The sequence below is a fragment of the Candidatus Endoriftia persephonae genome (assembly GCF_023733635.1).
In the GTDB taxonomy this organism is placed as follows: Bacteria; Pseudomonadota; Gammaproteobacteria; order Chromatiales; family Chromatiaceae; genus Endoriftia; species Endoriftia persephonae.
In genome coordinates this window covers 3,166,422-3,183,986 of sequence record NZ_CP090569.1, presented here as the reverse complement: position 1 = coordinate 3,183,986, position 17,565 = coordinate 3,166,422, and the positions used below count along the sequence as shown (strand labels likewise).

Sequence of the window (17,565 nt, the reverse complement as noted above, 5' to 3'; positions counted from 1 at the left end):
CTGATATGAAATTCAGCGACTTCGGTTTCAAGGAGAACCCCTTTTCCATCACTCCCGATCCCCGCTACCTGTTTCTCAGTCGCGGTCATGAGGAGAGCCTTGCCCACTTGATCTATGGGGTCGGGCCCAATGGCGGTTTCGTTCAGCTCACCGGCGAGGTGGGTACCGGCAAGACAATGCTGGTACGCAGCCTGCTGGAGCAGCATCTTGAGAATGTCGAATTCGCTCTGATTTTTAATCCAAAACTCTCCCGTCGGGCGTTTCTCGCGGCGATCTGCGACGAGCTGGGGATCAGCTACACGGGGCCGCCCTACTCGCTGAAACAGCTGATCGACAACCTGACCCGACATCTGCTCGAGGCCCATACCGCCGGGCGCAACACCGTGCTGGTGGTGGATGAGGCGCAGAATCTCAGCCCGCGGGTGCTGGAGACGGTGCGCATGCTGACCAACCTGGAGACAGCGCGCCACAAGCTGCTGCGGATCATCCTGGTGGGGCAGCCCGAGCTACAGCAGATGCTGGAACAGCGGGAGTTGCGCCAGGTCGCCCAGCGCATCACTGCACGTTTCCACCTCTCGCCCCTGAGCCGCAAAGAGACCTCCGACTATATCCGCCACCGGCTTGAGGTGGCTGGTGTTAGTGAGCATCTGTTTACCACGGCGGGGATGTGGCTGACCTACTCGCTCTCGGGCGGCGTGCCGCGCATCATCAATACGATCTGTGAACGAGCCCTGCTGGCGATCTTCGCCACCGATGCGCGCCGCGCCGGCGTGCGGCTGGTGTGGCGGGCGGCGAAAGAGATCAGGGGACGGAAACGTAGGAGGCGGTGGTCGAAGGTGTGGATGCTTGGCTTGCTGCTGGGCGTGGTTGGTGGCGCCAGCTGGTGGTTGGCGCCGCTGATTGGTCCACTGAAATTGGAGTCGCAGCAGTTGCATGTCGTCCCGGAGCTGCCGGTATCAGCAGAAACGATGGAGAGCGGGGAGCAACCACAGCATGAGGCCGGGCCGCTGGATTCCAGGGCAGAGGGGGATGGTTCGGAAGCGTCGCTGAGTGAACACATCAGTCAAACCGATGATGGTGAGTGGGCGGCGCATGCGCGCCTGTTTGCGCTCTGGGGCTTCTCTCTGACTGATGGCCTCGCCCTGCAGCCTTGTGAGTATGCAAAGGAGCTGGGGCTGCGCTGCTTTACCGATGTGGCGGGATGGGAGGATCTGGAGCGGCTGAATCGTCCAGCGCTTTTGTACCTCAATGTGGCGGGAGAGAAACGTTATCTGCTGCTGAAGGCGTTGCATGGAGAGCAGGCGATTGTTGATTATGGTGCTGGGGAGAGAGCGGTATTGCGGAGTGAGATCGCACCGCTCTGGCGGGGCGAATTCACCATGTTGTGGCGCCCTCATGCTGGTGAGGCGCTGATTGGCCCGGGTAGCGATGGGCCACTGGTGACTTGGTTGCGGCGGCGTCTGGCGCTGTCAAACGGGATTAAATTGAGTGCCGATGGAGTGTCGCAGCAGTTTGATGAAGAACTTGGGGTGCAGCTGCGGGAGTACCAGCTGCGAACAGGCCTGAAGCCCGACGGGGTGGCTGGACAGAAGACCCAGATTCAACTCAACAATCTGCAGCTGATGGTGGGAACGCCGACGCTGACAGGCGTGAGCTTGGTGGAAGGGGAGTAGCATGTCGCTGATTCTGGATGCGCTGAAGAAAGCGGAACGCCAGCACCGTTTGGGAGAGGTGCCGCGTCTGGGTGGACGTATGCACCGCATTGATCCTGGGGTTGGGCGTGGGCTGATCTATGCGCTGCTGTTTCTGGTGGCGTTCGGCATGTTGGCGCTGGGGCTCTATCTCGGTGACAGCGAGCCTTTGGAGCCTACGCCCTATGAGACTGCGTCCGGCAGTGAGTGGCAGCCGCCTGCCGCGGACCCGCAGCAGAGGCCGTCTGCGTTGCGCTCCATGCTGCCGCCAGACGGACCTGCCGTTGCCCAGCCAACACCGCCGGTTGCAGCGGTACCGGAGATTCAGCCAGCGCAGCCAGCCAGCGTTGAGGCAACGGAAGAGGCGCCGGCGTCGGTTGCTTCAGGCGAGCCGTTGGGCAGCCCGCCGGCAGTGGCCTCCAAACCTCGGCCGAGACCCAAACAGCTGAGTGAGTTGTCAGCCGGCTTTACGCAGAACCTGCCGGAGCTGAATATCGACATCCACTTCTTCGATGAGCAGGCAGCACGACGTTATGTGTTGATCAATCTGCAGAAGTACCGTGAAGGTGACTATCTCAGCGAAGGTCCGCTGCTCGACGAGATCCTCACCGATGGGGTGGTGCTGGAGTATCTGGGAGAGCGGTTTGTGTTGCCGATCGGCAACCAGTAGCCGGCGCTACTGATCGAGCATTCGCCGGTAGCGTGACCAGTCGAAGGCCGGGCCTGGGTCACTCTTGCGCTCTGGGGCGATGTCGGCGTGGCCGGCAATCCGCTCCGGGGTAATGGCCGGGTAGTGCTGCATGATCTCCCGGCTGGCGCGTGCCAGGCTGGTGTACTGTGGGTCGCTGTAGGGGGTCTGGTCGGTGCCCTCCAGTTCAATGCCGATGGAGAAGTCGTTGCAGCGTTCGCGGCCATCGAAGCAGGAGACGCCGGCGTGCCAGGCGCGTCGCTGCAGCGGCACATACTGCACCAGTTCGCCATCGCGGCGAATCAGCAGGTGGCTGGAGACCTGCAGCGTGGCGATCTCCGCGAAGAAGGGGTGGGCCGCTGCCGGCAACTGGTTGCTGAAGAGGGCGTCGATCCAGGGGCCGCCGAACTCACCGGGGGGCAGGCTGATGTTGTGGATCACCAGCAGGTCGATGATGCAGTCTTCCGGGCGTGCATCCTGGTTGGGTGAGGGGCAGTGCCGTGCCCAGTCGATCCAGTCGTCGCCGTTCTGCTCCAGATCAAGCACCGCCTCAGTTGCTCTTCTTCAGCCCTTTCAGCACCATGTCGGTGAAGCTGACGATGCCGACGATCTCGCCATGCTGCTCCACCACTGGCGCACGCGACAGGTCGAAGCGGGCAAACAGGCGCGCGCAGTAGCGGATGTCCATCTCCGGTGAGACGGTGAGCACCGGCTTGCTCATGATTTCATAGATGTTGACCCGTTCTGGGGCGCGATCCTTCGCCAGCACCTCTCTGGCGATGTCCGACAGCATCACCATGCCGTACTCGTCGTTTTCGTGGCGTTTTTTTACCAGCAGACACTTGGTTTCTACGTGGATCATGGTCTGCAGGGCGGACTTTACGGTATCCATGCCGTCGACCAAATCAAAATGGGTCTTCATCACATCCCGGATGCGGGTGATTTGTTTGTTGTTCATATCTCCTCCTCGATGACCTGGGCCAGAGTCTGGATCTGGTGACTGACGCCGACGGCGTCCTCGATGTTGAGCTGGAAGGCGATGCCGGTGCCGGGGCGCTCGTCGAAGTGGCCGGCCTCGGCGATCCGCTCCAGGATGGTGCGGCTGAGGTGCTCCTCCACCATCAGCAGTACCATGTCGCGCTGGGTCTCCAGGGTAAGGCCGAAGAAGGTCTTAGCCTGCTTCACGCCCTCACCGCGGGCCTGATTGATGACGGTGGAGCCGGTGGCGCCTGCTTTGCGTGCTGCCTCCAGTACGGCGTTGGTCTCGCTGTCTTCCACCAGAGCAATGATGAGTTTGAATCGCATCTCTATTTTCCTGGACGAGTTAACCGTGTTTGCGTTTGCCCCACCACTCGCTGAGCTGGGCATAGGCCATCACCGACATGATCGGGAATAGGCTGGCGAAGGCGATCAGGCCGAAGCCGTCGAGCAGCGGACTACGGCCGGGGATGCTGCTCGATAGACCCAGCCCCAGCGCTGCTACCAGCGGTACTGTCACCGTCGAGGTGGTGACGCCCCCGGAGTCGTAGGCGAGGGCGATGATGGTGCGTGGTGCATACAGGGTCTGGCCGATCACCACGATATAGCCGCTGATTATGTACCAGTGTAGCGGGGTGCCGCTGATGATACGGTAGCTGCCAAGCGCGATGCCTGCCGCCACTCCGATCGCTACCGCGATGCGCAGCCCCCATTCGCTGATGGCGCCGCCAGAGACCTGGTTCGCCTTGATCGCGACGGCGATCAGTGAAGGTTCGGCGATGGTGGTGGAGAAACCGATGGCGGCGGCGAAGAGATAGACCCAGAGATAGTGATGCCAATCGATCTGGCCGTCCTCGTCGAGGCCAAGGAAGACCGGATCGGTCAGCTGAACGGCCATCAGTCTGCCGAGCGGGAACAGAGCCAGGTCGAGGCCCTCGAGGAATAGCGCCAGCCCCAGCAGCACCAGCATGAACCCCATCAAGACCTGCTTTGCGTTGAACAGCGGGCGGCGCAGCACCAGGAACTGGAAGCCAAACAGGATGGCGGCGATCGGCAGCACATCGACCACTGTGCCGAGCAGAGTCTGCAGCAGATGGAGCAGCATCTCCATCAGAGCAGCATCCCGTAACCCATGACGAAAATCATCGGCGTCAGTGAGGCGAAGGCGATCAGGCCGAAGCCGTCAGTCATCGGGTTGCGCCCCTGGATGCTGGAGGCGAGTCCCACTCCCAGCGCGGTCACCAGCGGTACGGTGATGGTGGAGGTGGTGACGCCGCCTGAATCGTAGGCGATGCCGATGATCTCCTTGGGGGCGAAGGCGGTCATGATGACAACACCGAGATAGCCACCGATGATCAGGTACTGCACCGGCCAGCCCTTGATAATGCGCAACACGCCAAGCATGATGGCTATGCCCACTGAGAGTGCCACGGTGTAGCGCAGGCCGCCGGCGTAGTCGGCTTTGGCTGCCTCCTCATTGACGATCATGCCGCCCCCCGCAGCGACCTCGGCGGCCTCCTGGGCGATCTTAATCAGGGCGGGTTCGGCCACCGTGGTGCCAAAGCCGAGGGCAAAGGCGAACAGCAGTAGCCATAGCAGGCTGCCCTTGCGGGCGAAATCCCATGCCATCGCTTCGCCGAGCGGAAACAGCCCGATCTTCAGTCCGTGGATGAACAGGCTGAGCCCCAACACCACCAGCAGGGTGCCGCCAAGCAGGCTGCCCAGGTTGGGGATTGGCTGCTGCAGCACTACCATCTGGAAAAAGGCGATCACCAGAACAATCGGCAACAGATCCCTGGTGCTGTCGAGTAGTGAGGCGACGAGTAGTTGGATGGTCTGCATGTGTGGGGCGTCTGGCAAATGTTGGCAAAACCATACCCCAGGGGAGGGGCGCATGTTAACCTTGTTTGGGTATTGTTGGTGCGGCAGGCGCCCATGATTCGTTCAGAGACTCCCTAGTCAGGCTGTTCCGGGAAGGCTCTGGTGTCAATGGCAGGCTTGGTGGTTACTAGGAAGCCTCGGGCTGGCTTCTCTGAGATGCGATCTTGGCCACAATATCAACTACGATTTGTGTTGCTGGAGGCCGTTTATCGGGGGGGCGGCTTAAGTGATCCGCTGAATGGGCGATAGTAAGTAGTAGGTACAGCATTGAATGCCCTACGGCAAAATGCTAATTTTGTGCGAACCGACGACAGGATCAGGGAGCTTGCTGGTCTGGCTTCAATTATCTGTGAGGCCAATCGCAGTCACACAACAACAGTTGGATTAGTATTCCCGAAAGTGTCTAAGCAACGGATATGGTAGGCCTTTTTAGTTGATCCAGGTAGCTGAGACCAGAAGCGTATTGCATTATGCAACGGCAAGACAACATCATCTCTTTCGACGGGCAAGAGAGCCCAAAACGTCGGATCTCTCTGGACGCGAATAGCCGCAGGCTTATCGATGCGTGTCGAAAACTAGTCGTCAAGATGCTCCCTCAGTTGATGGCGGGGCTGTTTGAGAAGCTCGACGATGCGATGTATGAGCTTGCCGATAAATCCGAACACAACTCCCTTCAAAGCACCTATTTCAACACCATGCGTGACCTGCGCAAGGATCGCGTGCGTATCGACCGCGAATTCTGCCGTGAGGTGCTGGATCGCTACGATCGTTTTTGGGAGACGGGTGAGGTTGATGTATCGCAGCGCTCTTTCGACGAATTGAGCCGTGAATCGGAGATGTCGCTGCTCGACGATAATGAGCTGGAGGATTCACTGGCACTGGTCAACATGATCTCCAAGGGCGAGAACCGTTACTCCCGTGAACTCTATGCCCTGGGGCGGCGCTTTGCCCACATCGCCAATCTGGCCGATGAGGTGTCGAGCCAGAATAACCCGCTCGCCCCGGCGGTGATCTGCACCGCCTTTCAGGAGTCGTTGCGCAGTCTGCCAGTCGAACTGCCGGTGAAACTGATCATCTACAAGCAGTTTGACAAACAGGTGATGCACTATGTTGGTGGGCTCTATGACGAACTGAACCTGCTGCTTGGCAAGGCCGGGGTGATCGCCAAGCTGACTCCGCGGGTACGGCGCAATCCGGTCGCCCCTGCGGTCAAACAGGCCAAGCATGATCTGCACGGTGATTCCGAGCTCAGCGAAGAGGTGGATGAGCTGCAGGCGGAGGTGTTTGAACGGCTGCAGGGGCTGTTGGCCAACCGTCGGGGAAGTTCGTCATATCCGGCGGCTGGTGGAGTCGGCGGCGTGTCGCTGCCAAGTGTAGATACAGTAGAGCTGTTGGGGGCGCTCTCTGCGTTGCAGCAGTCGAATGTGGTGATGGTGCCATTTGGCGCCGCAGAGCAGCATCAGGATGATCTGCGCCGCCGCCTGGATTCCGATCTACGCATGCGCGATGGCAGCGAGGTCCAGCGCGCGTTGGGCGATATGGATAACGACACCATCGATGTAATCTCGATGCTGTTCGAGTTCATCCTCGACGATCACAGCCTGCCCGATGCGATGAAGGCGCTGTTGAGCCGCTTGCAGATTCCGATGCTGAAGGTCGCGATCATCGACAAGACCTTTTTCAGCAAAAAGGTCCACCCTGCCAGACAGTTGCTCAATAATCTGGCACAGGCAGCGATCGGCTGGAATGAGGCCAGCGATCGGAAGAGCGATCTGCTCTACCAGAAGATCGAGTCGGTGGTCAAAGCGATATTAACCGAGTTCGTGGATGACCCCGCGATCTTTACTGAACTCAACGATGACTTCTCAAAATGGTGGGAGAAGGAGCAGCGAGGCGCCGACATTGCGGAGCAGCGCACCACCCAGGTTAGTCGCGGCAAGGAGCAGTTACGGGCGGCCAAGCTGAGGGTGACCGAGGAGATCAACTCTCGCCTGCAGATGCAGCCAGTCATTCCCCATGTGGTGATCGCACTGCTGAAGGATGGATGGAAGGATGTCATGCTGCTCAACTACCTGCGCCAGGGCCCCGACAGCGATGATTGGAAGGAGTCGCTGGAGATAGTCGATAAACTTCTCTGGAGCGTACGCCCCAAAGAGGAGTATGCGGAGCGCCAGGAGTTGCTGCGGAATATTCCTGAGCTGCTGCGTAACTTGCGTGAACGCCTCAACAGCATCTCCTTTGACCAACATAAGATGGCGCGCCTTTTTAAGGAGTTGCAGAATTGTCATATCTCTTGTCTGCGCGGCAAAGAGTTGCCTTCGCCGGTCAATACGGCGATGGCGGTGGCAGAAAAGCAGGTCAGCTTCCCGGACAGCCGCCTGTTAGAGACCAGCTCACTGCTGGCCGATTCGGAGGTAATCGAAACGCCCTCGGTGCCCCATGACGAATTTACCGAGATTGCCGAGAATCTGGAGGTCGGTACCTGGCTGGAGATGGATCAGAAGCAGGGGGATGGCAAGCTAAGGGTGAAGCTCTCCTGGAAGAGCGATGTGAGTGATGCCTACATTTTCGTCAACCGTAAGGGCGTGAAGGCCCTCGACCTGACCGTGCAGGGGCTTGCTGCGCGTTTTCGCGAAGGTTCAGCCCGAATGCTGAGCGATGGCTCGATGCCGATTATGGATCGGGCGCTGGATGCAATGTTGGGCGCCCTGCACGATACTCGTGAAGGCGCGGTATCGGCCTGACTGGTTGACTCTTTCTCGTCCTGGTTTTACTTTCCCTGCCCATCCTCGAGCACCCCGGTAGCGGGGTGATCGATCATCAATCACCTTTTGCCACTAGACAGATGGAGAACTCAATGAGCGATAAGATCACCGATTCCGGTCTGAAATACGAAGACCTGCAGGAGGGCGATGGTGCTGCTGCAGAGAATGGGCAGCGGGTTTCGGTGCACTATACGGGCTGGCTGACTGATGGCAGCAAATTCGACTCCTCCCTGGATCGCAACCAGCCATTCAGCTTCTCGCTCGGGCGCGGCATGGTGATCCGTGGCTGGGATGAAGGGGTTGCCGGAATGAAGGTGGGCGGCAGGCGTAAGCTGACGATCCCGCCGCAGCTCGGCTATGGTGCCGCCGGGGCAGGCGGGGTGATTCCACCCAATGCGACACTGGTGTTCGAGGTAGAACTGCTGGCGGTGGATTGAACCCTATGCCGGAGTTGCCACAATCCCGATTGATCTCCGCCCAGGTTGCGCTGGCACTGGAGGAAGACCTGGGGTGCGGTGATCTCACCGCATTGCTGATCGATGCCGGTTCGGTCTCCCGGGTGGAGGTGATCTGTCGTGAACAGGCGGTGTTGTGTGGCTGCGCCTGGTTTGACGAGACCTTCAGGCAGCTCAATCCGGCCATCGAGATCGAGTGGCTGGCAGCAGATGGCGAGCGGTTGCAGGCCGGTGCGACGGTCTGTCGTCTGCAGGGTGACACCCGTAGTCTGCTCAGCGGCGAGCGTACGGCGCTGAACTATCTGCAGACCCTGTCGGGCACGGCGACCCTGGCGCGGCGCTACGCCGAGCAGGTCGCCGGTACTGGGGTGCGCATTCTTGATACCCGCAAGACCCTGCCGGGACTGCGCTTGCAGCAGAAGTATGCAGTGGTCTGTGGCGGCTGCAGCAACCACCGCATCGGCCTCTACGATGCCATCCTGATCAAAGAGAACCATATCCGGGCGGCCGGCTCGATCGAAGCCGCACTGGAGGCAGCAGTTGCCAGCGTTGCCGAAGGGATCCCGATCGAGATCGAGGTAGAGTCTTTGGATGAACTGCAACAGGCGCTGGCGGCCGGTGCCGCACGGGTGTTGTTGGACAATTTTCCGCTCCCGCAGCTGCGGGAGGCGGTCGCCCTGAGTGCTGGGCAGGTTCGCCTGGAGGCTTCTGGCGGGGTGACGCTGGAGACGATCCGGCAGATTGCCGAGACTGGTGTGGATGATATCTCGGTGGGAGGCCTCACCAAGGATCTGGTTGCTGTTGATCTGTCGATGCTATTTATCTAATGCTCAGGCCTTCTCGTCGAGTAGCGTACCGAGCGTCTCATCCGCGTGCTTGATCACTTGCACAGCGGCACTGCTTTGATGGGCGTGCTGTTTCATCTCGAGCAGGGCGCGTGAGAGATCGCTGGGGTTAGCTGTCTTGTTGCCCGGAGTGGCATTGCTGATGCTGGCGGCGACCCGGCGCATTCCCTGAAAGCTGCGCTGGATTCCCTGCAATGCCGGTGTGACGATCGATTGAATGGGCATGCTTTGCCACCCCCCATCACCTGTTTCATCCCCTATGCCGGCAAGCCGGGCTTGATCTTGAGTGGCTGCGGGTAAGATTGTGACTTTTGTGAGTAAGGCAGGGAAAGCGCTTCGCCTGGCAGGTCTCCTCGTCAGGTCCAGCGGTGCAGTGCTGGAAATACCAGTCGCAGACCACTCAGCTGAAATCGCTGGTCGGGGGGGGCGCTCTGGCGAAAACTGCTGCGCCGTAGCACTCGCTGGGTGTGTAGCGAGCCGCCTCGCAATACCCCCATATCCGGTGTGAAGGCACTGCTGGAGACGCTCTCGTCAGGGAAGGGCTGGAACTCGGGGTAGCCGTGAAAGTCGTTTTTACACCACTCCCAACTACGGCCGAAGTCGCGCAGCACCTTGGTGCGGACTGCTATCTCCCACTGGTATTCGTGCTGTACCACAGCGCCCTCGTAGGGCTTGCCTTGGGACGAGACCCAAGCGGCGAAGGCGCGCGCCTCATGGCGGTTGATGCCGGCAAGCGGTTCATCGGCCATCAGATCGATGGCGCCATTGAGGCCGATCTGGTACCAGTTCCCGTTGGCGTCATGGCGCCAATACTCGGGTGCCTTGCAGTCGGTTTGCGCCAGCCAGTTGCTGCCTGCCTTGTCCCAGTGTTCGGGCGTGGCGTAGCCGCCGGCCTGCATGAACGCAAGGTATTGGCCATTGCTGACTGGTGACAGAGCGATACGGAAGCTGCTCAGCTCCACTAACTGAGGTGGTAGTTCATTATCGTAGGCGGAGGGCAGATGGCGTGAGCCGATGCGATAGTGGCCCTGCGACAACTCCTTGGTCTGCCACTCGATTGGCCTGGGTTGCAGCGGATGCTTGGTCTGGTGGTCCGGTGCGGCCAGCTGCAGCTGGCGCTGGTTGAGCACCAGCAGCATCTGCTCGTAGAGCTTGGCCTGTTCCTGCACCAGAAACCACTGCAGTCGCTCGTTCTCCAGTAGTGGACTGGAACCCAGCATGCTGGGGTTGGCGAGGCGCATCAGATGGTCGTCGCGGACCTCTGCGGCCCAGTTGCGCAGGTGGTCGCTGGGGGGGAGCTGGGCGCACTGCGCCTCGAGAGAGAGATCGCCAGGAGTGAAGAGCTGGCTGACGCGCTGTGTGAGGCTGTCGTCACCGGCGAGCTGCTCCCGCAGCCAGTAGAGTTCCAGATAGACGCCACGCCCAAACAGCCAGTTGAGCGAACCCAATTGCGGATGGTACTGACGTTTGGCCTCTTCAGGCGTTACCGATGCCAGCAGTTCGTCCTGCATCTCGTAGAGGTTGCTGAGGGTTCCCAGTATGGAGGGTGCGGTCATGCGAGGCGTCTCCGTGTCTGTTGCAACCCGCTATGGTAGCGGAACGGCACAGGGATCGGAAATTGGCCGGATACCACTCAGGAGAGATCCTGGTGGTCTGTTATTCAGGTCGGTCGCGAGAGGAAGATGGGTGCGGGTTGATGTGAGAGATTCCAGCTTGGTTTGCGCATGCCAAGCTGGAGTCTCTCATCGGTCTGGGAAGGGATCAGACGCAGCCGGTCGGCTTGGGCAGGCCGCCATATTTGGTGATCGGCTTCATTGGGCCGGTCAACCAGAGCTTGAACATCTCTTTCTGGTTGGCTCCCAGGTATTTGGAAAACTTGCGGATCGGCGGCACTGTTGAGTGCTCTTCGTAGTACTCGCGGGCTTTCAGCATCTGTTCCCAGCGCTCACCAGAGAGGTCGAAGTCGTCCGCTTCGGCCATTGCCTTGGCGATCTCTGGTGTCCAGAGATTCATGTCGGTCAGATAGCCGTCGCCGTCGCGTGTAGGGATTTCAATGCTCATGCTCAATACTCCAGGATGGGTTATAACCAACTAATTTAGTCAGGATTTAGATGAATTCTAAAGTATTTGGTCTGGTTATATCTACCATTAACTTAATGTGGAATTATTTTTTGAGCAGTCAGCCCTGCTCGGTCGGCTTGTTTTCGTCCAGGATCTGCCCCGTGTTGAACCAGCGCGCCGCACCGAAACCGCCGACGAAGTAGAAGCGCTCAGGGATCAGCCGGTAGAAACGGAAGTTGAGCTGTTCGAAATAGGGGCGGCTGTCAGGATAGTGGTGGAAATGGCGCTCCAGTAGTGCTTCTGAGGGGGAGTTGATGGCCTCGGCGCGGGCCAGCGCGGTGAGCCGCGCCAGCTGCTGCACATCCCCCTGGCCTGGCTCAACCAGAGTCAGCGAGCAGCCGGGCTCAGCCTGCAGGTTGCGGGTGTGTTGTGCCAGATGGGCGAGTAGCAGCAGCGGCCGGCCCTGACGATCGAGAGAGTAGGGGGCCAGTGAGCCGAATGGGTAGCCTTTGTGCTCCAAGGAGCGGGTCGAGAGGATGCCGCTGCGACTCTCCTGCCAGAGTTGGTGGGCCAACTGCAACTGCTGTGGTGTGGCAGAGGGGCTGCTCGGCTCCGTGGGCGGTTGAGGCCTGGTCATGGTTGCTCAACTCCTAACCGTGCCAATTTTCTCCTCCACCGAACGGATCTTCTGCGCCAGACGTTGATCTTTTCCCTGGCGGATATCCAGCTTGAGTGAGGAGTAGACACGTCGGCAACCCTGGCGCTCGAGCAGCTGATAGGCACGCTCCACCAGGGCCAGCGCATCGCCCAGCTCGGCGGTCTCGATAATGGTGCCCATCGGTGTTAGCTGATAGTCGACGCCGCTGTCGCGGATCATGGCGATCACCTGGCTGACCTGCTCGCTGACGCTCTCCCCCTGATCGGTGGGAAACATGCTGAATTCCAGTAGTACCGACACTTTCACTGCCCTCCGTTGTTCGCAGGCTACTCTAAACGGCGGCCAGTGTCGGGTGCAAACGGCTAAATTCATCCTTGGTAGCCTGAGGCCAGGCCTGATCAGGCCCGGACTGCGCAGTTCACAAATGTTCACAGGGTTCTGTTTGGGTGGGTGTGGGTGATGCCGTATGCTCAAGCCCATCGTCAGGCTAGGGGGCGGTATGGTCTATTTTTTGATTGTGGGGTTGTTGGCTGGCTGGTTGGCCGGCCTGATCCTGAAGGGGCGCGGGTTCGGGTTGATCGGTAATCTGTTGTTGGGCGTTGTTGGTGCCTTTCTCGGTGGTCTTATGTTCCAGTTTCTGGGATTGTCGAGTGACGGTTTCATCGGCTCGTTGATTACCGCCACGGTGGGGGCGATTGTGATATTGGTAGTCGCTGGCAGGTTGAAACGGGGGTGATGATGGCGGACCAGGGCGGCCCAATCGGCAGAGCGGATGTGTTGCGCATCGCCTGCCTGGAGGATGACCCGATGCAGTCCACACTGTTGCAGGAGTGGCTGCAAGGGGCGGGCTATGTCTGCCGTGCCTTTGCTGCTGCCGATGCCTTTATCCGGGAGTTGCGTCAGGAGTCCTATGACCTGCTGATCATGGATTGGGAGCTGCCACAGAGCAGTGGCCTTGAAGTGCTCGGTTGGGTGCGGAATGAACTCGATTGGAATATCCCGGTGCTGTTTCTGACCCACCGTGACAGCGAGCAGGATATTGTCGAGGCGCTGGAGCTGGGGGCGGATGACTTCCTGAGCAAGCCGATCTCGCAGCCCATCGCTCTGGCCAGGGTTAGGGCACTGGCACGGCGCAATGCCCGCATCAGTGGTCGGCGCGGGGTGCTCGAACTGGGTCACTTCAGGCTTGAGAGGGAGAGCAAGACGCTGCTCTACCAGGGCGAGGATAGGGGCCTCACCGAGAAGGAGTTCCAGCTCGCCTGGATCCTCTTCTGCAACGTCGGCCGGCTGCTCTCCCGCGACCACCTGCTGGAGACGGTCTGGGGGGTGGGCCCGGGGCTGATGACCCGTACCGTCGACACCCACATGAGCCGTCTGCGTCGCAAGCTCGGTCTGCTGCCGGAGAACGGCTGGCGGTTGAAGGCGGTCTACCATCAGGGCTACCGGTTGGAACAGCTGTCCACTGGGATCTGAGCCGGCTGCCAACCCCATAAATCAAAGATTTGTTAGGATACTGCATCGACTGCAGTCATCCTCACGTCTAACAACTATGAAACGCTCTATTCGCTGGCTGCTGCTCTCCCTCGTCCTGTTTTGGCTGTGCGCGCAGGCAGCAGATGATGAGCCAGAGTGGCTCTACACCATGCGCCCGGGAGACAACCTGTGGAGCCTGGCGCAGCGCTATCTGGGGGATGGCGGGGCCAGCGTCAAACTGCAGCGATACAACCAGATCGATGCCGCCACCAAGATCCCACCGGGCACCCGAATTCATATTCCGCTGAGCTGGATGCAGCAGCAACCGGCTGTCGCCCGGGTAGTGCAGTTGCGGGGTGATGTGGTGTTGCAACATTCGGGGAGACAACCTGAGCCACTGACCCTTGGCGGGCGGCTGTGGATGGGCGACAGCCTGGAGCTGGGCGAGGTCGCTTTAGTCACCATCGAACTGGCCGATGGCTCACGCCTGCTGCTCGGACCGGGTAGCCACATCACTATGGACCGGCTCTCCGCCTATGGCGACACTGGCATGGTCGACAGTCGCTTTCGGCTGCAGCGTGGCCGGGTGGAGAGTCGGGTCAGGCCTCTCAAAGGGCCCGGTTCCCGCTATGAGATCTCCACCCCGGCGGCGGTGACTCTGGTGCGTGGCACCGACTTCCGGGTTGGGGTGGAGAGCGGCAGCGGCATCAGCCAAAGCGAAGTGGTGAAAGGGGAGGTCGCAGTGAATGCGGCTGGCGAGTCGGTCAAACTCAAGGCCGGATTCGGCACCCGCATCGAGCCGGGCAAGCCGCCGCTGGCGCCGCGGCCGCTGCTGCCGCCCCCCGATCTTTCAGCCCTGCCTGAGCGGCTCGATGCCGTCGCGATCACCCTCGACTGGCCAGATCAGAAGGGGGCGGTTGGCTATCGGCTGCAACTGCTGGCCAGTGGGGATGATGCCCTGCTTGCGGCGCACCAGCTTGAGCAGTCGCGAATCGACGAGTTGGTGCTGTCACCTGGGCGCTACCAGGTGCGGATCCGCGGCATCGATGGGCTGGGTCTGGAGGGGCTGAGCAGCCGCCATCTGCTTGAGGTGGTGAAGCCTCTGCCTGCTCCATCGCCTGAGCCAGAACCGCAGCTAAGACTTGAGCCGCCGGCGTTTAATGGTGCCTGGGTTAGCTTTCGCTGGAACCAGCCACCCAAGGCGAATCACTATCGTCTGCTGATCATCTCTGAACAGACGGGGTTGCCGCTCTTCTCCCGTCGGTTTGAGACGACAGTGCTGAGCTTGCCACTACCGCCACCGGGTCGTTATCGGGTGTCAGTTGAAGCCTGGCTCGCGGTCGAATCGCGCTGGCTGCGCTCCAACCTCTACCGACTGGTGATCCCCCCGTCCTGGGCGCTTCCATGAGCGTCGCCAATGGCACCTTACGCCAGGTTAAGCGCCTGCTGCTGCCGCTGTTGCTGGCAGGTGTAATGGTGCTGCTGGCGGCCAGCGGTTGGCTCTGGCGCCTGGATAATCTGCTCTACGATCTGCAGCTTGGCTGGCGAGGCTCGGTTGCGGCGGACGACATCATGCTGGTGGCGGTGGACGATCAGAGTCTGGCCGAGTTTGGCCGCTGGCCCTGGCCCCGTGAGCGCCATGCGCAGTTGATCGAGATCCTGACCCGGGCCGGTGCGCGGGCGATCGTGATGGATCTGCTGTTCGCCGAGCCCGATCCCGCTAACCCTCAAGGCGATCGCCGGCTGATCCAGGCGGTTGCCGCCAGCGGCAAGGTCTTCATGCCGGTGGTGGTGGAGGAGCTGCAGCTCGGTGGGCAGCTATTGGAGAGCCTGCCGCTACCGCAGTTGACCGAGGTGGTGGCGGGGCTGGGGCATGTCCATATGGAGCTGGATGACGATGGTATCGCTCGCGGCATCTACCTGCAGGAGGGGCTTGGCGAGGCCTTCTGGCCGCATCTGATGCTGACAGTGTTGCAGAGCCTGGAGCCTGCTCGCTTTCCGCCCGCGGAGCAGTCCGGGCCCGCGACTATGGCAGCGAAGCGCTTCTCCATCGTGCGCCAGGGACACCGGCTGATCCCCTTCGCCGGTCCGCCGGGCCACTTTCCCCGGCTCTCTTACGCGCAGGTGCTGCGCGGCGCGTTTCATCCTGACAGCCTGCGTGATCGCATCGTGTTGGTGGGGGTGACGGCTACCGGTCTGGGGGATGTGTTGCCGACCCCGCTCTCCGGCCGCGGCCAGCCGATGGCAGGTATCGAGATCAATGCGAACATTCTGCAGAGCCTACGCAACGGCGAGGCGGTTAAGCCGCTGGCTCGCCACTGGCAGCTGCTCCTCACTGGGCTGCTGGTGGCCCTGCCGCTGCTGCTCTACTCGCGTTTGCCGCCGCGTCTGGTGCCGCTGTTGGCTCTGGGGTTGATCCTGTCGTTGTTGCTCTTGAGCCTGATGGTGCTGCAGTTTGGAGGTATCTGGTTTGCGCCGTCGGCGGCGCTGCTGGGGCTGGTGCTGAGCTATCCCCTGTGGAGCTGGCGGCGACTGGAGCAGATGGTGCTCCATCTCGATCAGGAGCTACAAAGGCTGAGTCAGGGGCCGCAGCTGTTGCCTGCGCCGAATGATTTAAAGGATCTGCAGCAGGGCTTGGAGTCGATTGCCGCCACTCTGCCTCTGCAGGGGTGGTGTGTGGATGATGCATTAGGTGCGCGGCTGGCCCAGGCGGGGCGCCAGCCCGACCCGTCGGATGACCTGCTGCAGGCCGGCTGCTGGTCGCGGCTGGGGCGTTCATTGTGGACACTGTTGCCGCGCGGTACGCAGTATTGGCGGCTGGGGCTCTGCTGGCCGCCCGGCGAGCTGCCAAGAGGGCGCGGCCAGGCGCTTCTCGACGACTTTGTCCGGCAGTTTTCGATCCCTCCAGCGGCGGCCTCTGCAAAGGGCTCGCAGCGGTTGGAGCAACGCATCCGCGAGGTGGAAGCGGCGAACCAGCATCTGCGCCAGCTGCGTGACTTCATCAACACCGCCCTTGGGCAGATGGATGACGGTCTGCTGGTGCTCGATTCGATCGGCAGGGTGGTGCTGGCCAACCCGCGGGCAGCCTTTTACCTCGGTCTGACGCATGAGTCCGAACTGCACGGCCAGCCCGCGCTGACATTTCTGAAACCGCTACAGATTGTCGGCGATCTACACTGGGAGCCGCTGTTGCGCGAGCTGCTGCTGCGGGGGGACGGCTGTCGCTTCGAGGCGTTGCGGTTGCCAGATACCGAGCTGTTTGTGCAGCTCAGGCCGCTGCACCCTGAAACAGCGGGCATGTTTGGCATGATCGTCACGCTTTCGTTCATCGGCACCCTGAAGCAGAGTGAACGAGCGCGGGCGCGGATGGTGAATTTTCTCTCCCACGATATCCGTTCGCCACTCACCTCCCTGCTGGCGCTGACCCAGTCGGAGCAGGTGCTGCAGGCGGGCAGCCGGGAGTTGGCGACCCAGGTTGCTCCCTATGCGCGCCGTGCACTCAAGTTGGCGGAGGATTTTCTGCAACTGGCGCGGGCCGAGTCGGTGGAGCGCAGCGCGTTTACCGATACTGATTTTGTCTCGGTGGCGCACAATGCGGTGGACGAGGTCTATGTGCAGGCGCAGGCACGCAATCTCTGCCTGCAGCGGCAGTTCGAGGTCGAGGAGGTCTGGCTGCAGGCCGATGCGGGGCTGCTGGAACGCGCGCTGATCAACCTGCTGAGTAATGCGATCAAGCTGGCGCCGCAGGACTCCCAGGTCGAGATCATGCTGCGTTGTGACGGAGACCAGCTCGATTGCTGCGTCAAGGATCGCGGGCCGGGGATTCCCCAGGAGCGTCTCGAGGAGCTGTTCCTGCCGTTCAGGAGCGACCTGGGCCATGAGCCAGTGGGGCGGGGGGGCATCGGCCTCGGTCTTAACTTCGTCAAGCTGGTAGCCGAGCGCCACGGCGGTTCGATCGAGGCGCGCAACCGGCTCGAGGGAGGCGCGAGCTTCTGTCTGCATCTGCCGGTCGAAGTGTGATTTGTCTCGGCTGATGCAATCCGGGGGGTGAAGCAGGCATAATCGGCTTT

At 60.9% G+C, this 17,565-nt stretch carries 19 protein-coding genes; 9 read left to right on the top strand and 10 right to left on the bottom strand.

The window, feature by feature from the left end; translation table 11 throughout:
- Nucleotides 1-5: 5 nt before the first annotated feature.
- Both L0Y14_RS14380 and L0Y14_RS14375 read left to right on the top strand, forming a co-directional pair.
- Complete coding sequence (locus L0Y14_RS14380; protein WP_006474507.1) at nucleotides 6-1,673, top strand: AAA family ATPase; 1,668 nt, start codon at nucleotides 6-8, stop codon at nucleotides 1,671-1,673.
- Between the two features lies 1 nt (nucleotide 1,674).
- Nucleotides 1,675-2,361 carry a general secretion pathway protein GspB gene (locus L0Y14_RS14375; protein ID WP_005964922.1) on the top strand — a complete coding sequence of 229 codons (687 nt, stop codon included), beginning with the start codon at nucleotides 1,675-1,677 and terminating at the stop codon, nucleotides 2,359-2,361.
- Nucleotides 2,362-2,367: 6 nt separating this feature from the next.
- Here the strand turns inward: L0Y14_RS14375 and ampD are convergent, their stop codons facing one another.
- The 5 genes from ampD to L0Y14_RS16540 are packed head-to-tail and all read right to left on the bottom strand — an operon-like array spanning nucleotide 2,368 to nucleotide 5,199.
- Entirely contained in the window at nucleotides 2,368-2,925 is a 558-nt protein-coding gene (gene ampD, locus L0Y14_RS14370; protein WP_005964919.1) for a 1,6-anhydro-N-acetylmuramyl-L-alanine amidase AmpD, read from the bottom strand.
- A gap of 4 nt (nucleotides 2,926-2,929) precedes the next feature.
- Nucleotides 2,930-3,337: a CBS domain-containing protein gene (locus L0Y14_RS14365; protein WP_005964916.1), complete on the bottom strand. Its 408-nt coding sequence runs from the start codon at nucleotides 3,335-3,337 to the stop codon at nucleotides 2,930-2,932.
- A complete protein-coding gene (locus L0Y14_RS14360; RefSeq protein WP_006474504.1) occupies nucleotides 3,334-3,684 on the bottom strand; it encodes a P-II family nitrogen regulator in 351 nt (116 codons plus the stop codon). The genes L0Y14_RS14365 and L0Y14_RS14360 overlap by 4 nt, the downstream gene beginning before the upstream one ends.
- 19 nt (nucleotides 3,685-3,703) lie before the next feature.
- Nucleotides 3,704-4,468, bottom strand: coding sequence for a DUF1538 domain-containing protein (locus L0Y14_RS16545; protein ID WP_005964910.1), 765 nt, complete (start codon nucleotides 4,466-4,468; stop codon nucleotides 3,704-3,706).
- The gene (locus tag L0Y14_RS16540) at nucleotides 4,468-5,199 is read right to left on the bottom strand and encodes a DUF1538 domain-containing protein (protein ID WP_006474502.1); all 732 of its coding nucleotides are present in this window, start codon (nucleotides 5,197-5,199) and stop codon (nucleotides 4,468-4,470) included. Before L0Y14_RS16540 ends, L0Y14_RS16545 begins: the two co-directional genes overlap by 1 nt.
- 509 nt (nucleotides 5,200-5,708) lie before the next feature.
- On the opposite strand from L0Y14_RS16540, the gene L0Y14_RS14345 reads away from it, so the two are divergent.
- The 3 genes from L0Y14_RS14345 (at nucleotide 5,709) to nadC (ending at nucleotide 9,285) form a co-directional block, all read left to right on the top strand.
- Nucleotides 5,709-7,982, top strand: coding sequence for a DUF1631 domain-containing protein (locus L0Y14_RS14345; protein ID WP_005964904.1), 2,274 nt, complete (start codon nucleotides 5,709-5,711; stop codon nucleotides 7,980-7,982).
- Nucleotides 7,983-8,095: 113 nt separating this feature from the next.
- Nucleotides 8,096-8,440: an FKBP-type peptidyl-prolyl cis-trans isomerase gene (locus tag L0Y14_RS14340; RefSeq protein ID WP_006474500.1), complete on the top strand. Its 345-nt coding sequence runs from the start codon at nucleotides 8,096-8,098 to the stop codon at nucleotides 8,438-8,440.
- Nucleotides 8,441-8,445: 5 nt separating this feature from the next.
- Nucleotides 8,446-9,285, top strand: a complete 840-nt coding sequence (gene nadC, locus L0Y14_RS14335; RefSeq protein WP_006474499.1) for a carboxylating nicotinate-nucleotide diphosphorylase — start codon at nucleotides 8,446-8,448, stop codon at nucleotides 9,283-9,285.
- A gap of 3 nt (nucleotides 9,286-9,288) precedes the next feature.
- On the opposite strand, the gene L0Y14_RS14330 is transcribed toward nadC, so the two are convergent.
- The 5 genes from L0Y14_RS14330 to L0Y14_RS14310 form a co-directional block, all read right to left on the bottom strand.
- Nucleotides 9,289-9,528 (bottom strand): hydrolase, encoded by a 240-nt coding sequence (locus L0Y14_RS14330; RefSeq protein ID WP_040819374.1) that lies wholly within the window; start codon nucleotides 9,526-9,528, stop codon nucleotides 9,289-9,291.
- Nucleotides 9,529-9,659: 131 nt separating this feature from the next.
- Nucleotides 9,660-10,859: an SUMF1/EgtB/PvdO family nonheme iron enzyme gene (locus L0Y14_RS14325; protein WP_006474497.1), complete on the bottom strand. Its 1,200-nt coding sequence runs from the start codon at nucleotides 10,857-10,859 to the stop codon at nucleotides 9,660-9,662.
- Nucleotides 10,860-11,064: 205 nt separating this feature from the next.
- Nucleotides 11,065-11,364: a TusE/DsrC/DsvC family sulfur relay protein gene (locus L0Y14_RS14320; RefSeq protein WP_006474496.1), complete on the bottom strand. Its 300-nt coding sequence runs from the start codon at nucleotides 11,362-11,364 to the stop codon at nucleotides 11,065-11,067.
- 118 nt (nucleotides 11,365-11,482) lie between these two features.
- Nucleotides 11,483-12,001 carry a pyridoxamine 5'-phosphate oxidase family protein gene (locus L0Y14_RS14315; RefSeq protein ID WP_005964884.1) on the bottom strand — a complete coding sequence of 173 codons (519 nt, stop codon included), beginning with the start codon at nucleotides 11,999-12,001 and terminating at the stop codon, nucleotides 11,483-11,485.
- 6 nt (nucleotides 12,002-12,007) lie between these two features.
- Nucleotides 12,008-12,322 carry an MTH1187 family thiamine-binding protein gene (locus tag L0Y14_RS14310; RefSeq protein ID WP_006474494.1) on the bottom strand — a complete coding sequence of 105 codons (315 nt, stop codon included), beginning with the start codon at nucleotides 12,320-12,322 and terminating at the stop codon, nucleotides 12,008-12,010.
- A gap of 166 nt (nucleotides 12,323-12,488) precedes the next feature.
- Here L0Y14_RS14310 and L0Y14_RS14305 point away from each other — a divergent pair, with 166 nt between their 5' ends.
- The 4 genes from L0Y14_RS14305 (at nucleotide 12,489) to L0Y14_RS14290 (ending at nucleotide 17,515) form a co-directional block, all read left to right on the top strand.
- Entirely contained in the window at nucleotides 12,489-12,758 is a 270-nt protein-coding gene (locus L0Y14_RS14305) for a GlsB/YeaQ/YmgE family stress response membrane protein (RefSeq protein ID WP_006474493.1), read from the top strand.
- Nucleotides 12,758-13,495, top strand: coding sequence for a response regulator transcription factor (locus L0Y14_RS14300; RefSeq protein ID WP_240991627.1), 738 nt, complete (start codon nucleotides 12,758-12,760; stop codon nucleotides 13,493-13,495). The genes L0Y14_RS14305 and L0Y14_RS14300 overlap by 1 nt, the downstream gene beginning before the upstream one ends.
- 76 nt (nucleotides 13,496-13,571) lie before the next feature.
- Nucleotides 13,572-14,903: a FecR family protein gene (locus tag L0Y14_RS14295; protein WP_006474491.1), complete on the top strand. Its 1,332-nt coding sequence runs from the start codon at nucleotides 13,572-13,574 to the stop codon at nucleotides 14,901-14,903.
- Entirely contained in the window at nucleotides 14,900-17,515 is a 2,616-nt protein-coding gene (locus tag L0Y14_RS14290; RefSeq protein WP_251859219.1) for a CHASE2 domain-containing protein, read from the top strand. The genes L0Y14_RS14295 and L0Y14_RS14290 overlap by 4 nt, the downstream gene beginning before the upstream one ends.
- Nucleotides 17,516-17,565: the final 50 nt, after the last annotated feature.

Bases quoted from the DNA above. Each gene is read 5' to 3' on its own strand.
- L0Y14_RS14300 (WP_240991627.1), top strand. From the start codon at position 12,758: ATGATGGCGGACCAGGGCGGCCCAATCGGCAGAGCGGATGTGTTGCGC.
- L0Y14_RS14345 (WP_005964904.1), top strand. From the start codon at position 5,709: ATGCAACGGCAAGACAACATCATCTCTTTCGACGGGCAAGAGAGCCCA.
- L0Y14_RS14315 (WP_005964884.1), bottom strand. From the start codon at position 12,001: ATGACCAGGCCTCAACCGCCCACGGAGCCGAGCAGCCCCTCTGCCACA.
- nadC (WP_006474499.1), top strand. From the start codon at position 8,446: ATGCCGGAGTTGCCACAATCCCGATTGATCTCCGCCCAGGTTGCGCTG.
- L0Y14_RS14305 (WP_006474493.1), top strand. From the start codon at position 12,489: ATGCTCAAGCCCATCGTCAGGCTAGGGGGCGGTATGGTCTATTTTTTG.
- L0Y14_RS14290 (WP_251859219.1), top strand. From the start codon at position 14,900: ATGAGCGTCGCCAATGGCACCTTACGCCAGGTTAAGCGCCTGCTGCTG.
- L0Y14_RS14380 (WP_006474507.1), top strand. From the start codon at position 6: ATGAAATTCAGCGACTTCGGTTTCAAGGAGAACCCCTTTTCCATCACT.
- L0Y14_RS16545 (WP_005964910.1), bottom strand. From the start codon at position 4,468: ATGGAGATGCTGCTCCATCTGCTGCAGACTCTGCTCGGCACAGTGGTC.
- L0Y14_RS14330 (WP_040819374.1), bottom strand. From the start codon at position 9,528: ATGCCCATTCAATCGATCGTCACACCGGCATTGCAGGGAATCCAGCGC.
- L0Y14_RS14375 (WP_005964922.1), top strand. From the start codon at position 1,675: ATGTCGCTGATTCTGGATGCGCTGAAGAAAGCGGAACGCCAGCACCGT.
- L0Y14_RS14320 (WP_006474496.1), bottom strand. From the start codon at position 11,364: ATGAGCATTGAAATCCCTACACGCGACGGCGACGGCTATCTGACCGAC.
- L0Y14_RS16540 (WP_006474502.1), bottom strand. From the start codon at position 5,199: ATGCAGACCATCCAACTACTCGTCGCCTCACTACTCGACAGCACCAGG.
- L0Y14_RS14325 (WP_006474497.1), bottom strand. From the start codon at position 10,859: ATGACCGCACCCTCCATACTGGGAACCCTCAGCAACCTCTACGAGATG.
- L0Y14_RS14360 (WP_006474504.1), bottom strand. From the start codon at position 3,684: ATGCGATTCAAACTCATCATTGCTCTGGTGGAAGACAGCGAGACCAAC.
- L0Y14_RS14340 (WP_006474500.1), top strand. From the start codon at position 8,096: ATGAGCGATAAGATCACCGATTCCGGTCTGAAATACGAAGACCTGCAG.
- L0Y14_RS14365 (WP_005964916.1), bottom strand. From the start codon at position 3,337: ATGAACAACAAACAAATCACCCGCATCCGGGATGTGATGAAGACCCAT.
- L0Y14_RS14295 (WP_006474491.1), top strand. From the start codon at position 13,572: ATGAAACGCTCTATTCGCTGGCTGCTGCTCTCCCTCGTCCTGTTTTGG.